Source organism: Rhizobium sp. RAF56, assembly GCF_052113965.1.
Lineage (GTDB): Bacteria > Pseudomonadota > Alphaproteobacteria > Rhizobiales > Rhizobiaceae > Rhizobium.
On sequence record NZ_JBFRDU010000012.1, the window covers coordinates 1 to 14,131 of the forward strand.

General features: G+C 57.9%; 20 protein-coding genes. 2 read left to right on the plus strand and 18 right to left on the minus strand.

Annotated features, from left to right (window positions below; translation table 11 throughout):
* Positions 1-185 precede the first annotated feature (185 nt).
* Positions 186-515, minus strand: coding sequence for a hypothetical protein (locus AB4048_RS11880; RefSeq protein ID WP_442202165.1), 330 nt, complete (start codon positions 513-515; stop codon positions 186-188).
* A 213-nt stretch (positions 516-728) separates the two neighbouring features.
* Here AB4048_RS11880 and AB4048_RS11885 point away from each other — a divergent pair, with 213 nt between their 5' ends.
* Positions 729-1,238, plus strand: coding sequence for a hypothetical protein (locus tag AB4048_RS11885; RefSeq protein WP_442202166.1), 510 nt, complete (start codon positions 729-731; stop codon positions 1,236-1,238).
* A 34-nt stretch (positions 1,239-1,272) separates the two neighbouring features.
* Here AB4048_RS11885 and AB4048_RS11890 read toward each other — a convergent pair whose 3' ends face one another.
* From AB4048_RS11890 to AB4048_RS11960, 15 genes are all read right to left on the minus strand, one after another.
* Positions 1,273-1,764 (minus strand): ATP-dependent Clp protease proteolytic subunit, encoded by a 492-nt coding sequence (locus AB4048_RS11890; RefSeq protein ID WP_442202167.1) that lies wholly within the window; start codon positions 1,762-1,764, stop codon positions 1,273-1,275.
* A 128-nt stretch (positions 1,765-1,892) separates the two neighbouring features.
* On the minus strand, positions 1,893-2,177 hold the full coding sequence (locus tag AB4048_RS11895; protein ID WP_442202168.1) for a hypothetical protein: 285 nt from the start codon (positions 2,175-2,177) through the stop codon (positions 1,893-1,895).
* Between the two features lie 37 nt (positions 2,178-2,214).
* Positions 2,215-2,550, minus strand: a complete 336-nt coding sequence (locus tag AB4048_RS11900; RefSeq protein WP_442202336.1) for a thermonuclease family protein — start codon at positions 2,548-2,550, stop codon at positions 2,215-2,217.
* 30 nt (positions 2,551-2,580) lie between these two features.
* Positions 2,581-3,219 (minus strand): hypothetical protein, encoded by a 639-nt coding sequence (locus AB4048_RS11905; RefSeq protein WP_442202169.1) that lies wholly within the window; start codon positions 3,217-3,219, stop codon positions 2,581-2,583.
* On the minus strand, positions 3,216-3,368 hold the full coding sequence (locus AB4048_RS11910) for a hypothetical protein (protein WP_442202170.1): 153 nt from the start codon (positions 3,366-3,368) through the stop codon (positions 3,216-3,218). The genes AB4048_RS11905 and AB4048_RS11910 overlap by 4 nt, the downstream gene beginning before the upstream one ends.
* Positions 3,369-3,384: 16 nt before the next feature.
* Positions 3,385-4,350 carry a hypothetical protein gene (locus AB4048_RS11915; protein ID WP_442202171.1) on the minus strand — a complete coding sequence of 322 codons (966 nt, stop codon included), beginning with the start codon at positions 4,348-4,350 and terminating at the stop codon, positions 3,385-3,387.
* 111 nt (positions 4,351-4,461) lie between these two features.
* On the minus strand, positions 4,462-5,262 hold the full coding sequence (locus AB4048_RS11920; protein WP_442202172.1) for a hypothetical protein: 801 nt from the start codon (positions 5,260-5,262) through the stop codon (positions 4,462-4,464).
* Positions 5,263-5,319: 57 nt separating this feature from the next.
* Positions 5,320-5,865: a hypothetical protein gene (locus AB4048_RS11925; RefSeq protein WP_442202173.1), complete on the minus strand. Its 546-nt coding sequence runs from the start codon at positions 5,863-5,865 to the stop codon at positions 5,320-5,322.
* Positions 5,866-6,015: 150 nt separating this feature from the next.
* The gene (locus AB4048_RS11930; protein ID WP_442202174.1) at positions 6,016-6,276 is read right to left on the minus strand and encodes a hypothetical protein; all 261 of its coding nucleotides are present in this window, start codon (positions 6,274-6,276) and stop codon (positions 6,016-6,018) included.
* Positions 6,273-6,638, minus strand: coding sequence for a hypothetical protein (locus AB4048_RS11935; RefSeq protein WP_442202175.1), 366 nt, complete (start codon positions 6,636-6,638; stop codon positions 6,273-6,275). Before AB4048_RS11935 ends, AB4048_RS11930 begins: the two co-directional genes overlap by 4 nt.
* Positions 6,635-7,090 (minus strand): hypothetical protein, encoded by a 456-nt coding sequence (locus tag AB4048_RS11940; protein ID WP_442202176.1) that lies wholly within the window; start codon positions 7,088-7,090, stop codon positions 6,635-6,637. The genes AB4048_RS11935 and AB4048_RS11940 overlap by 4 nt, the downstream gene beginning before the upstream one ends.
* Positions 7,087-7,764 carry a hypothetical protein gene (locus AB4048_RS11945; protein WP_442202177.1) on the minus strand — a complete coding sequence of 226 codons (678 nt, stop codon included), beginning with the start codon at positions 7,762-7,764 and terminating at the stop codon, positions 7,087-7,089. The genes AB4048_RS11940 and AB4048_RS11945 overlap by 4 nt, the downstream gene beginning before the upstream one ends.
* 81 nt (positions 7,765-7,845) lie before the next feature.
* On the minus strand, positions 7,846-9,816 hold the full coding sequence (locus tag AB4048_RS11950; RefSeq protein WP_442202178.1) for a primase-helicase family protein: 1,971 nt from the start codon (positions 9,814-9,816) through the stop codon (positions 7,846-7,848).
* Positions 9,813-11,189 carry a hypothetical protein gene (locus AB4048_RS11955; protein WP_442202179.1) on the minus strand — a complete coding sequence of 459 codons (1,377 nt, stop codon included), beginning with the start codon at positions 11,187-11,189 and terminating at the stop codon, positions 9,813-9,815. Before AB4048_RS11955 ends, AB4048_RS11950 begins: the two co-directional genes overlap by 4 nt.
* 174 nt (positions 11,190-11,363) lie before the next feature.
* Entirely contained in the window at positions 11,364-11,735 is a 372-nt protein-coding gene (locus AB4048_RS11960; RefSeq protein WP_442202180.1) for a hypothetical protein, read from the minus strand.
* A 1,093-nt stretch (positions 11,736-12,828) separates the two neighbouring features.
* Between AB4048_RS11960 and AB4048_RS11965 the strand changes: the two genes are divergently transcribed.
* Positions 12,829-13,275, plus strand: coding sequence for a hypothetical protein (locus AB4048_RS11965; RefSeq protein ID WP_442202181.1), 447 nt, complete (start codon positions 12,829-12,831; stop codon positions 13,273-13,275).
* Positions 13,276-13,533: 258 nt separating this feature from the next.
* Here AB4048_RS11965 and AB4048_RS11970 read toward each other — a convergent pair whose 3' ends face one another.
* Both AB4048_RS11970 and AB4048_RS11975 read right to left on the minus strand, forming a co-directional pair.
* Positions 13,534-13,848 carry a hypothetical protein gene (locus AB4048_RS11970; protein ID WP_442202182.1) on the minus strand — a complete coding sequence of 105 codons (315 nt, stop codon included), beginning with the start codon at positions 13,846-13,848 and terminating at the stop codon, positions 13,534-13,536.
* Positions 13,845-14,093 (minus strand): helix-turn-helix transcriptional regulator, encoded by a 249-nt coding sequence (locus AB4048_RS11975; protein WP_442202183.1) that lies wholly within the window; start codon positions 14,091-14,093, stop codon positions 13,845-13,847. Before AB4048_RS11975 ends, AB4048_RS11970 begins: the two co-directional genes overlap by 4 nt.
* Between the last annotated feature and the right edge of the window lie 38 nt (positions 14,094-14,131).

The window sequence follows — 14,131 nt, forward strand, 5'->3', positions numbered from 1 at the left end:
CAACTGGGACTCGGTCAACAAGGACCAGGTTGCTGGTATCCTGCGCTTCGAGCGTAGCTTCTAATAAGTCAGATCTGACATTGTTAGACGCGAAAGGCCCGGCGAAAGCCGGGCTTTTTGTTTGCCGGCGTGCTTGGCAAGGATCTGGCTGCTGAAAAAATTATCATTTTTTGCGATGCAATCAGTCATTTCGGCTTTGGGCCGATTGCGATCACGGGTCGCGGACATGGCCACTCGCCGTCCTTCGCCTTGGCATAGGCATTGCCGCCGTTATCCGATGTCGCCTTCATCGCCTCCAGCTGGCCGCAGTAAGCCCCACAGCGGTCCGTCTGGCCGCGTTCTCGAAATTTGCAGTCCCTTGACGCAATCTCGACCAGGACCGCGATCAGCAAGTCGGAGCCATAACGCTGGCGCAGCCTTTTGACATTCAGCTCGCCGTGGCGGCCACATTTGCGGCAGTCCATGGTGATGCTGGGTTCAGTGATATCGCGCAACGCAAGCGGTCTCGTTTCCATAGCTTTTCGCCTTCTACTAGAAGGTTCTTCCTGCCCTGATTTCGGGGAGACGGCCGCAACGTCTGTTCCCTAAATGTTCTGCGTTGCGTTACAAGTCAAGTAGGAGGCGCGTGTTACCCAAAAAATTGTGTAGCCCGTATCCCCGAGACTCAGTCAAGAGTGGTAACAACAGGAACTACCTGACGGCATTGAATATAAGTTTCGGGGGGAACAATGCTTTTTAAAGAAACAATGATCGTCGAAAAACGTGTACTGCGGGACAATACGATTTGTTTCGCGGGCGTTTTCACGGTCTTCGCCACAGCCTGCACTTACGCCTTTTTGGCTCCCATTCCGCTCTACCTTCAAATATTATTTGTATTAGCCATGATGATGGTCGTTCAAACTGAATGTTCGAGCCAAACTAATGGAGACGCCGTGCAGGCGAAGATCCGTGCACTCATCGAACGCTCTCGGGCATCAGTCGCCTACGCTCTCGATCAAATGGCGGCGAAGCCTCAACATGGGTCCATAGACTGGACTGGAGTGCACAAAAAAATCGAGGAGGAGGTGTTGGCGGCGTTTCACGAAGAGGCGAATAAAGTGGAGACACATAGCACATTCGCTAGATCGCTTGGCCAAGCCGCATTTATCCTCATCCCACCCGTCGGTGGATGGGTTTTGTCGTTGGCGCTCCGAGCTTGTTTCCCTGAACTCGTCTCGCTCATTACGATTGGACAATAGAGGCTGGCTCCGCGTCAGAGTTCCATCCTCCAATCTAGTCGATTTGGGCACCCATTTCGATCAGATCCGCAGTGATCGAGGCGAGCTTGGCCGATGGCGTCGAGACGATCTTCGATGCGATCGAGGCTGGCACGCCTCTTTCCCGCAAGACCTGCGCCACGGCGGCGCTGTCAGCGGGGTCGTCCTTGCCGCTGTCATCGGCATCGCGGTGGACGCGGACATCCGCCTCACGGGCGAGATACAGGTGCCCGTGTGCTGCCGCGTCGGCCGCGATATAGCCGCATGCCGAGGCGCACCATCCCATGATCATGACTGGAACTTTGACTTCGTCGAAAACGTCCATGAGTTCCATCGCCGTCTGAACGTCGCCGCCATCGCTGACGATCGAAAAGCCGATCAGCTTCTTGCCGCTCGGAAGATCCTTCACCATGGCCCGAAGCCGTTCAGCATCGCCAGGCACGATCGAGCCGCGCATCGCGATGGTGCGTCGCGGATCGGCGCGATCGCCGCGGTAGCTCATATCCATGGCCCGCGCCGGCGTTGCTGATAGTAGTCCGCCTGCCACCGCGGCAATGACCAAAAGGCGTAGACGATCGCCGTTTGGCTTATGTTTGTTCGCCGCTGTTCCCGCGAACATAAGTGGACAGGTCGAGATCATTCGCCAGACTCCTCTTCGGCGGGTAGGGGCGACGCGACATCGTTGAGGTGGCGCAATATGAAGTCCAGCCCGATCCGATGCGGTGCTGTCTTGTCGCTCAACCGCTCCAACTCGCGCAAAACTTCGCGCACTTCCGGCGGTGTCGAAATGCCGGACTTTACGACCTGATGGCGCTCGGCGGTGATGAACGCGCTAATGGCGCGATCGATGCCGTAGAGCTGCCGCAGCGAATTCCGAAGCGTATCGACAGCGGCAGCGCGGTCATATTCGGGTGCTTTCATTTCACTCCTCCCTCTCTCAAAAGTTCTTCGTTGAGGATCATGGCCTTACCCCGCAATAGCGAGCATGCGGCAGGGTGCGGTTCACCTCAAGATCGGCATACCGCCCGCCCGAGAAATGAGGGCAGTCGGAAGCGCCACCTCGCTTGATGATTTCGGCGCCGATATCCCGACCATCGACGTAGCAGCTAGCGACCGTGCGCTCGTAAGATTTGCTGCCATCGGGCCAGCATGTCACCGTGCGACCGGCGACGATCGACTGCATGAGAACCTTGCCGCGTTGTCCTGCGGCGGTGTTCAACTCCGGCGCATCGACCCCCTGAAGAGCCTGAGAATGGAATTCGGTAGACCCCAGCGGCGAGCAGGGCGATGGCAGCGGTGGTCAGCATCGCGGTGAACGATGTTCTCATCCTTGCCACCAGACGCATTTCTCGATCGCGGAATCGGCGTTCGGCATCAGATTGGCAGCGACGGGGGAACGGATGCCGTCGACCGCGATATCGACGCGCTCGCTCGGCTTGCCGGGAATGTCGCGGGAAAAATAGCAGTATTGCTGTCCCGGCTTCTTGGCGTCGCCGGCCGCGAATTTCCAGCCGGTGACCACCTCACCGTCACCGAACGGTGCGGAGGTGAAAACCGTCACCTGGCGCTTGATCGCATCGGATTTCTGTTGCGCCGTGACCGGCGGGATCTGCGGCATCGTCGGAATGCTGCTGGCCTTCAGAGACACCTCGCCCCCATCGGCGAGCGATACCTCGCCCCCATCCTGCAACGCCACCTGAGCGCCATCAGCGAGGGCCACAGAGCCGGTCACGGGCAAAGGTGGCAGTGATCCCAGCGCCGCCTTGAACGCCTCTCCTAGCGCCTCTGGATCAGGCCCTGGGCGGGTCGCCCAGAGCACGGCGGCGATGCCGAGACCGGTTGCGAGAATCACGGCAGCGGAGCCGAGCAGCATCGCCTTGACCATGCGAATGCGGCTTTCGAAGATCCAGCCGTTCACGACTTTCAGATCGGCGGGGTCGGTGAGATTGACGTGCTTTATCATTTCGATATCCCCTCGACGACTGTGTCATCCATGCTGTTGGGAAGCTGCAGGATGATGGTTTGAGGTTCTTTCGGAGCAGGGAAGTTTCGATAAGCAGCCATCGCCAGAAGCGACGAGGCGACTGCCACCATCACCGACGGGATCAGCACGAAGATTCTCAAAAACCTAGACCTGGGCGTCGGTGATTTCGTTCGGCGATGTCCCGAGAAACATGCCGGCGAAACTGTGAATTTGCGATCGGTCAACGGCAACGCGGCGTGCAGTCTCGGCGGCGACGACGTCGTTGCGTATCCCGGCGATCTCGATGTCAGCGGCGGCGACGGCCTTAGCCTTGTCGGTGCGCTCCGCCGTTAGTCGGTCACGCTCGGTGTTGCGCTGGGCGAGCTGCGTTACCAGTGGACGGCCTTGCCACTCGACCGGAACGAAAGTCGTAACGGTCTTGCTGCATGCCCAGCTACGCGTGCGCAGCTTGTCCCAGCATTTCGACGGCACCGACCGGACGACTTTTCGATCCGGAGGCGGCGCACCGGTTCCCTGAATGGTTTTGTTCGTGGCCTCGATCTGGGCGTCGAGACGCTGGAGAGAGTCTGTCAACGGCGCCACGGCGGCGTCGGCGGCGGCGCGCTCAGCCATCGCCTTCTCGAGCCGGCCGTGTGATTCCGTCATTACGTCGTCGGCTTTGTTCACCTCGTGCAGACGCTGCGCGTAGGATTGCTCGGTGACGACGGCGACCGCCTTGACAGTCAGGCTGCAGCAGAGCAGCACGCCGACGAATGCGCCGGTCCGCATCCATATCGAGGGGTGGGTTCGAAACGCGTAGACCAGCGGCAGTCGGACAAGTTCGGCGACTGCTGCGACAGCGCCGGCGACCGTCATCAGCCACCACACCGACCCGCGCTGCGCCAGCGGTATCAGCCATGTGAGCCCGGCGATCTGGGTCGCTCCGATCTCCATGCCGTAACGATTGGCAAAGACGACCGAGGCGAAAAGGCTTGCTCCGATTACGGAGCCCTCGACCAGGATTGCGGTGGCGAGCAGCTTGCGGTTCACGGTGAAGCCGCGTTTTCGCTCCCGCTGCGATCGGAATACTCTCTTGCCCCGCGCGACTGCGCGAGCATCATGGGGATGCATGTTGTGATTCCTTGACTGGTTTTCGACGTGTAGTTGTCGGCACCTGTGCAAGAGGTGTCGGCACCGCTGGTTCACCTGCTCATCGGCGGTCTCCCTTTGAGAATGTGGAAATCATTCCGCGGCTCTCGCCTTCGCGAGCCGCTCTGCTTCTTTGGCATCACGGCGTGCGGCCCTCAGCTCAGCGATGATCGCATCGGCCAAGTCCTTTGCTCGGTCTAGGCTATGACCAAGAAGAACAACGGCCATCTGCCCGACCGGCCGCTTGTCGAAGGCGGCGAGAAACTGCTTCTCACTGATCGGCGGTTCGTCCTCGTCGCGTTGCGCGGCGATCGCCTCTCCGAGTTCATTATTGTCTTCCTTGGCGCCAAGCTTCTTCGCCCGCTCTTCGGCTTCCCGCGCGGCGATGATACGTAGCACCGCATTGCGCGCGCCCTTCGGTGACGCAAGCTTTGCATGTTGCGAGGCTGTCAGAGTGGCGCGGTATTCCTGCAGGATAGCCATTCGCTCGGCTTCTTCACCGAGCCACGCTAGGTGGCCGGCCTCTTCGCGAACAACCTCACCGTCGAGGAAATTGGGAAGGAGCGCCCTGAGAAATCCTCGCAGGAACTCGTTATAGGCTGGGCCTTTCGGTCGATTGCTCTTCGCCGCATGCTGGGCGGCTTCCCTCAACCTGGCGAGCTGCGGCACAAATTTGAGCCAGTCGTCGAGATGCTTGCCGCGGTAGATGCGGCCGAGCCGCTTGTTGGCTTCCTGCATTTCCTCACGCTCTTGTGGCGTGAATTCAATTTCAATAAGTTCCTGCACAGACATTTCTACTCGGTCCTTTCGAGTTGGGATGGCAGGGGCTTTGGCAGCTGTAACTGCCTTAGCCCCGTTCTTCTTTTTAGTGATCGTACTCTTCCTCTTTGTCATTCTTTGAGTTCCCTCAGGGAAGTCACAGTCGCAAACTTATGAGTTCCCTGAGGGAAGTCATAAAGCTTTCGGCTTCCCCGACCGGGAGGCGTATTTGGCTGTGCGCTTTTGCGCCTTATCCTCGGCTTTGCGGACGGCTTCGCGCGCCGCCTCCTTAGCCGCACGCTTGCGCGCCCGATCCTCGGCTTCATAAGCATCGAGGACCTGTTGCACGGCCTTGCGCGCCGCTCTCGGCGTTGCCAGGTTCACATGCTGCGATGGGCACAAGCGTGCGCGGTAACGCGCGAGGATCGACAGCCGGTCGGCATCCTCTCCGAACCAGACGAGGTGATTGAACTCTTCGCGCGCATCGTCGCCGTCGTTGAAGTTCGGCATCAATTCTTTGAGATAGCCGCGGAGGAAATCGTCATAGCGCTCCTTCGAGCTGTCGGCCCCAACTGCATTCTGAGCCGCGCGATGGATCAGCCGAACCTGCGGCACGAACGCCAGCCAATCATCCAGCGGCCTGGCGCTGTAAAGGCCGCCAAGGCGGGTGTTTGCCGCCCAGAGTTCTGCGCGCTCGCGCGGACTGAATTCACTTTCGATCAGGCTCGTTGCGGTCATCGTTTCCACTCCAATCGCGTTGATGTTTCAGTGTTCCATTTGAGAAGGCTGGCATTTTCAATGGGTTGAGGTGGATGGAAGTCAACCGACTTCCATCTAAGAAGACTGGGCGATTTCAATAGGTTGAGGCGTTTTTGGTCTCGCGCGCGGTCATGCCCATCGCCCTCCCTTTACGAATTTGGTGCCGCACGCATCGCAGGTCGCGTTCAACTGGCCGAATGCCATGACCTGACAGCAGCTCGGCGAAAGACCGGAGCAGACGTAGCGAGCGGAAACCGCGACGTAGCGGTCGACCCTTTCGCGCAGTTCGGCGTTGGTGATCGGTTTCGGAAACGATGGTTCGGCAAACACCGTCGACGGCTTCGGTCCCGATCGGAAAATCTTTTTCAGCTTCCAACGAAGGGAAGTCATTTCGCCCTCCTCCTGGGCTTTACGGCGACCGCAGGGGCGGCCGCTGGCACGCGTTCTTCGGGCTCGGGATCATCGACCGGGGCACCGTCCGAAATCTCGCTGGCGCCCTCGCCTGCCGGCCCTGCATCGGGCTCGTAGGCCGACTCTTCATTGACTACCGGTGTCAGTGGTGCGGAGAAAAGGGCCATCATTTCCTGAAGGAATCCGAGCGTTTGAATTTGCAGATCGCGGACCGAGGCGACCTCGGCGGCGAGGCGATCGGCCCCTGATGATAGTTCTGCCGCACCCGCCCGCAACGACCGCACTTCGCCGATCAGGACGGCTAGTCGTCCCATCGCGCCTGGCTCTAGTTCCGCGCTCATGACCGGCTCTCCTCGACAGTAAAGACGTTGATGAGGCGGACGCGGCTATCCCAATACTTATAGTCGATCGGTTCGAGACCCTTGGAGGTGTGACCGACCCACATGCCGCCCTGCACCGCGTAGATGTGACGGCGCACGGTCAGCAGGTAGATGTCCTCGCTTTCATAATCGTGGTCGCATAGCCACGCACCTAGCGTCTTGTAACCGTGATTATCGATCGGGTTGATCAACAGGTTGTTGAATATGCCATAGAGCATTACCTCCCACGCCCTGACGGCGCCGCCTCGGGTGATCGCTTTGCCGCGCTTCAGCTCCTCGACAACTTGGGTCCACGGCTTGCCGGTCAATGCACTAAGCACGACAGCAGCGCACGGCGTATTGCGCAGTTCCGGTGTCGGCATTTTCAGCGTCAGCCTAGGCTCCTGGGCGCCTGGCTCTAATTCCGCGCTCATGTTTGCTCCTTCGTTTTCTTGTTTTTCTTTTCCGGCCTGATCTTCGTATGCTTGACCTGGGGCTCAAGACGAACGAGCCGGGCATCGGCGAACGGCATGTCAGCAGGACGAAACAGCAGCCATGTGTGATCGGTCATGCCGCTGCCATCTTGAAAGCCGTCAGCATCGGGCTCGACGAGATCGACCCGACGCCCGAGCCGCGCATATGCGTGCCAGCGTCCGCCGCCAAGAATCTTCTCTTGCCTGAAATCGCTTTTCGCTGCCGGCCACGCATACGGCAGGAACATCGCCACCCATTGCCTTAACGCGATCTCCAACACATGCGCGATCAGCCGTTCGCAAAGCGGATTGCTGAAGGGCGGGTTCGTGCCCACGATATTGACCTCGTCCGGCACGAAGGTCTGATCATGAACGTTGATGCCAGTGCGGATGGGAAGATGTGGAATGCGGCCGGGGTGGTCCTCGATATCGGAGCCGTAGATCCGCATGCCGTACTGTTGCAGGTCTTCCATGAGATCGCCCCGGCCAGCGCAGCACTCCCACATGAGCATCTTTTCCGGTCGCAGATTGAAGTAGCGCAACAGCTCGATCAAACTGGCGGCGATATAGGGATCGATGCTGAATGCCTTGTTTCCCGGCAGTTTGTCGTAGCCTTTGGGGGAATGGACGTTCATGCAACGACCTCCCACATCTGCGCTTGGTCTGCGATCAGTGTCCTGAGCTTTCCGGTAGCGACACCATCACAATGTAGCTGTTCAGTTTGCATACGGCCCTCCCGCATCCATTCCATGCGCGGCGTACGGTCTGCCTGGCGTAGGGTCAGGGCTGCCCAGCATCTCATTAGCCACTGTGGAGAATAGCGACAGGTCTTTCAGCGGCAGGATACCAACTGGCATTTCATGGAAACTGACTGGATCGTTAAATTTAAAAGTTTTCAATGAGCTGCGATCCCAAAGGGCAACAGACCAATCTGGTAAAGCCAACAGAACTCTTTGATCGTGGACGCAGCCGGAAAACCCTGCGATCGCCCGCGGCAACAGCTTTTCCGGGGCTTCAGGATAAAGCCGGCGAGCATCATCAATGATAGCCTTGACTGCCTTCGCCAAATTCGTTTTCGGATTGACGCCTGCATCAGCCACGAGTTTATCGAGCGCGATGGGTATACCCAAATTTTCTCTCTTTTTGCCCTTGCCCTTGGGCCATGCCGCGATCAGATCAGCGGCGAGCTTTCCGGCGAACCGAATAAGGTGCTCCTTCCCCGGTGGCAGGGTATCGTGACCATTCGGCGCCGGCTTGGCGGACTGAGGCTTGGCGCCAGCTTGTTGCTGGGCGGCAGCTTGTTGCTGGGCCTTGGCTGCGCGCAGCGCTGCAATGTTCTTCGGCAGTTCGCGCTTGGCGCGGATATCGAAGGCAGCAGCAAGGTGCAGCTCGAACTCATCGACCGGCGGGATGTACCAGCCGCGAGCGAATTTGGCCCCCACCGACTGCGGAATTTGCGCCTTATAGAACTCGCCCTTGTCCAGCACTTCGGCCAGTACGCGCGACATTTTGTTTGACGACACTGGCCGCTTCCCGACCAGCTTTGCCCAAGCCACGTAGCACGAATGCATGAGGCTGATGGGGTTATCGGCATCGAAGCCAATCGGACCACCGAGGGGGGTGAGAATGCCATTAATATTCGTGAGAAACCCGCCCGCCTCGCAGGAGTCCTGAAGGTACTGAATGACGTTGTTTGCCGCCTCAATTTGGCTGTCGAGCAGCTTGCTTGCCTGGTTCGGAATCTGGCGCGGGTGCCAACCGTTGAGATCGATGCCCATGAAAATTCGAAACAGCTGCGCGGCACCACCAGCGGTAAGATCGGCTTTGATCTTACCGAAGTAATCGAAGTCGCCCGCGTAATCATCGAGAACGTTGAAAAGCACAAGCCGCCGTTCGCCCGGCCCGAACATCATCGCGCTTTCAGAGTTGCTCGTTGGCATGGCGTGAATGACATTCGGAATTCTGACTTTGGGCTTGAACTTGCCCTCTATTGGTCGGGTGCTTGACGTCATGCCAGACCTGACAGTGGAAGCGTCGTCAGCCTTGCCACGACCCGCGTCATCGACCATGACAAACAGCCATAGTTTGGTGTGGTCATTAAAATCTTTGTAGAGTTCAACTGGTTTGTTGACGATACCAACGTGTTTCGAACCGAAAATCAGCTCCATCAGATCGTAGATCATCGACTTGCCAGTGCCGTGAAAACGCGAAATCAGTATCGGCCAAGTCTCCGGATTTACATCCGGATGCTGCACCGCATGCGCCATCCATTTCATGAAGTAGCGGAACTCATGCCGGTTGCCGCCGCAAATGGCCTTAAAGACGTGCCGCAGCCAGGGCTTCGCCAAACTCCACCCTTTCGCGACCGAGATCGCGAAACCGGAAAACAAGTTGAACTCGTCTGGCCCGGCAGCGCGGTTGGCGAATATAATTTTGACTGGCGATTTCTGCTCCCGTGCCAGCCACACCGGAAACGCCGGCCTAGTTTTGAGATCGATGTCGATGCAGAACAACGAGCAGAAATGGGTCTTCATCTGATCCGTCTTCATGAAAATCAGATCGTTGCTGTCCGTGACCAGCGCTAGGGTGGTTGCATTGGTGCCGTCATAGACCAGCCGCACATCGTTGTTGATCAACTGCATGGCTTGATCCATTGGGTAAACGCCGGTCGGCGGTTTCTCGCTCATGACGTCCTCCGCGTAAGGTTATGGATGCTGAGCGCCGAAGTCGTGCTGTTGCGGTAGAAGCAGGTGCGGCAGGCCGGGTGCTGCTGGGCGATGAACTGGCACTTCGGATAGCCCATATCGCGCGCCTGCTTGTCGTCCAGCTTCCGCTGCAGCATCGCCTGGGTGTCGGCCAAGGTGTTTCCGGGATAGCCCGACGACATGGCGACCGCACACGCTAGCGGGTCTGCATCGAACACCGCGAAACCGAGCATGGCGAACCACAGAGATTGATTGTGCGACGCCCCGGCGGTGCGGAACGTTTCCTCGAGCGCCGGGCAGACGTCTGCTGCAGCTCGAACGTCGATGCCATCACTGACGTTTTCGATGAAATTTCCGTTCAGCATCTTGCCGGCAGCGAACCGTGCCTTCATCGCCGCTGCCATTTTTGATGATAGTTGTGCGGGCTCGCCACTGACGGCGCCGCGAAGCGTTGGATCGCGAGCCTTGGATTTCGACTTGGCTTTCGGCTTCAGTTTCAGCCCGCTGCGCTTGACGAGATCGGCGAAATCCCAGAGCGGCCCGTCTGAAAACAGCAGCTTCACCGGCAGCGGATTCTGCGGATCTTTGAAATTCAGCGTCCCTGGCCAGCGCATCACCTGCCCACGATCGGAGAGCGACGCGTCCGAGCCGCACTCGGCGGCGATCGCTTCCTGCATCGCCGACCAGTCCTCCCAACTCGTGCTTGCGCGCGAAGATTCGGAGAGCACGAAATAGAAGTGCGCTTTTTCGCCGGTCGATGACTGTATTGCCATCGTCGGCACAAGCTCGGTGCGACGGATAAAGGCGATGAATTTGCCGCGCGCCTTGGCGCTATCGCAGTCGACGAAGATGGCGCGCGGGCGGACGAAATTGAAATCGAGCGCCCCCTGCCCGTCGCTTTCGTTCACCCTTATGCCGATCGCCGCGGCGGTTGGAGCACGGTTGGCGAGGCAAGCGTGCATCCACACCTCGTCCGGCGTCATGCGCGAGCGTTTCGGCCCGCGCGAGTTCGGATCGAACGTCGGCTTCCGTCCCTGCCGGAACGATGGATCATCCTTGCGTCTCTGCAGCTGGCGCTCGTTCGCTTTCGCCAGCGCCACCTTGTCGTCCGACCAGAACTGCGCATCGACGTAGGTCGAGAGGCACGACGCCCCCAGCAGCACCTCCGCGAACCGCATGAACTGCGCATAGTTCAGCGATGGCCCAGCGAACTGATGGGTTTGCACCCCCGCAACAGGCCAGCCGATGTCTCCTGCCGAGCCGGCAAGCACGGGCGTGATGGTGCCCATAGCCATCGCGGCAGCGCGGCTTGCGGCAAGCTCAGGCGGCAGAACACTATCGAGGCGGATGTTCATGACACAGACCAGCCATGACGCCACAACATGTTGGGGCGCTTGCGATTGACAGGGGCTGGATATTGGGCCGCCAAGCGTGGTATCTATAGGGCGACCAAAGTGGTCCAGCGCGAAACGAATATGCAGTTCAACACCGTCGGCAACGTCAATGCCGGCGGTGTCGCCGTCTTAGCCTCAGGGAAATGCGTCGTCGCTGTAGAGCGGCGGATTCTTGCGCGGGCGGCCGGGACCCCGTCGCGGCAACTCCATTTCGCTGGCGACATACCCCTCCGGGTCAGCAACAACGATCCAGGCTGGTGCCGCCATGCGGGCTTCGCGCTTCTTCTGGATCGCCGCCATGCGCTCCTGGTTCTCAGGACTGTCGAAAATGAACAGCTTCCGACCGATAGAGACATAGTCCAACTGCAGGGCGCCTTCACGCTCAAGCAGTGATATTCCGGCAGCGGAAATGGTGATGACGCGACGCGTGTGCATCAGCAACGCGTAATCGCGCTTGGTTTTCAGCGCGTCGAGATTCTTCAGGACGTTTACGCTGGGTTCCGGCATTGCCCCCTCCTTATTGTTGTTGTTATTCGGCAAGGGTAAGACAGTATTGTCGGCAAGGTCAAGAAATTTATTCAGCAAATTCAGTATTTTATATTTCGGTATCTTTCGATATCTCTAGATATCAGGAGGGATTATCTGGCGTAACACAATAGAGTTTGAAAAATTGGCTGACGTTGCTTATAGGATTGGTTTCGAGGCGGTCGCGGCTTTGTAGGTTGCTCTGCCGAAATTTGGCAACTGGAAATTGGTGCGTCAAAAACGCCAAAAAAAGCGTGTTTCTGTTCTTATTTTAAAATCAATGTGTTGCGAGTGATTTTGGCATATACAGATCGCGTTCAAATTCTCCCATATATTTAAAATAGACGTACCGCGTATGCGTATGCGTATGTACGTACGTATACATGTATATATATATATGTGTGTTATCTGTGATATCTGTGCAACTACATGAAATTGAAAGGTTTTTTGCTGTACACATCATGCTACAGATATTTTTCAGCTTGATATCTGTGCCAAAGGCATTGCAGATGGGCTGCGCCGGCTTCCCGATTGGAACAAGGAATAAAAACATGTCAGTGGGGCTGACATTTCCAGCTGTTCGTGTTGCCACCCCCTACTCCACGATGTCTTTCTTGCGCCTTTGCCTGCTCCACGATGGTGGTCGGCTGAGGAATCCGTGTCCATGTCGATCAGATTCCCAAACGACAATACAACTCGTAGCGCCCTTGGAAAAGTCATCCTTGCCGTCGTTCTTGCGGCCGTGCGCTGGCGCAGGTATCCTCCACGGATGCCAAGAAAGCGCCCCATCACGATAGAACCTGCCGCCCGCAAGCCGGGTCGAGGGATCTTCAATGGCAATTCGTGCGCCGTTTGCAGCTTGCCGATCACGGTCCTCAAATGCGTCGACGAAATGTTTGCAAGGGGCGAGCAGATCACCGCCGTTCGCGATTGGGCACGGAAGAACTTCCCAGCTGAGACTAGCTCGATCTCTTACATGCAGTTCCGAGGGCACAAGCTGAATCACGTCGATCAAAAAATTCGCGCCGTCCGAAAACTCAGCGATGCCGAGAAACAGCGTAAAGCCGAAAACCGATTGACTAAGGCGATCCTGAATGACGAAATCGACCCGAGCAGTTATTTCGGCGCCGCGTCGATCGCCTCGGACGTCAAGCGCGCCTCGGATCGTCTCGAAGTCGCGGCCGACGCTGCATTAGACGACGGTCTTTTCCCTGCCCTCGCCGCGTTGTCGGGCGTTCTCGTCCGGACGACAGAGCTGCGGGCAAAAATGGGTGGCAACATCGCTGAGGCCCCCGCCCTCAATCTCGTGCTGAACATCAATCAGCTGCACGAAAAACTCGACGGAATTCTTTCCGGCGATCATGCCGATCGGCAGAACGCTGCGAAAGCGCTTCTCGGAATCTCCGTTCAAGCCGGCCCGACGATTTCGCAATCCTGGTCAGGCAGCACGATCGAGGGCGATCTCGAAGACGATGACGCTACGATCCTCGAAGGACAGCGGGTCGATCCCCAGCCCAGGTGATGAACTCCTCGGCCAAATTTAAGTAGGCCGAAAGGCCCACTTAAAATTCATTCCAGTTTGCTCAGATCGAAAAGCCCTCGTCTCGACACAGGCTAGCCCAAGGGCGCGTTTTCGCCCCTTAGCCGGTACTGGACACTGCGCGAGCACAAAACGCGCTGTACGGGCCTCCTGTTGATAGTTGTTGCCTAACCAACTCCACAACCTGCGTTATATTTGTGTCGGAGCTTCCGACACAGAACATGACTTCCCTGCGGGAAGTCATTGGAATTTATATCCATACCGCATGCAGCGTTGGGGGCGATAGCCTTCGAGATCGTATCGACGATCTGATTGATATTCCTCAACCGCCTCGTCGCAAAGATCACGTTCGACCGAAGCCTGCACGATTCTGCAGGCGATGTCCTTCGCGTCGAGGCCCATCAGCAGGCAGCTCTTCGGTTCGAGTGGCATGGTCTTGAGAATCGCTTCCGTGATCGCGTCGTCCTGTTCCGATCGGACCGGTGTCGAGCTGCCAATCATGTTCCAAACGACGATCGCAGCGACGGCGGCGCCGATGATAAGCTTTGCGGTCATTCGCCCGCCTCCGCCTTGTCGTCTTTCTTGCGCCTTTGCTCCATCACCAGTCCGAGGCGTTGTGGCCGTTCCAGCCAGTCGTCCAACTCCGCGCGTCGGTAGCCAATACGCCGCTTCGAAAGATGCACGACCTTCGGACCTTCACCCCGCACGCGCATTCGCTGCAACGTTGGCTTGGAAACGCCGATATGCTTCGCCGCCTGCGCTTCATTTAGAACTGCTAGTTCAATGTCTTCTGCACTCATGTGATGTCTCCCACTGTTCAGGCGACATCACTAATAAT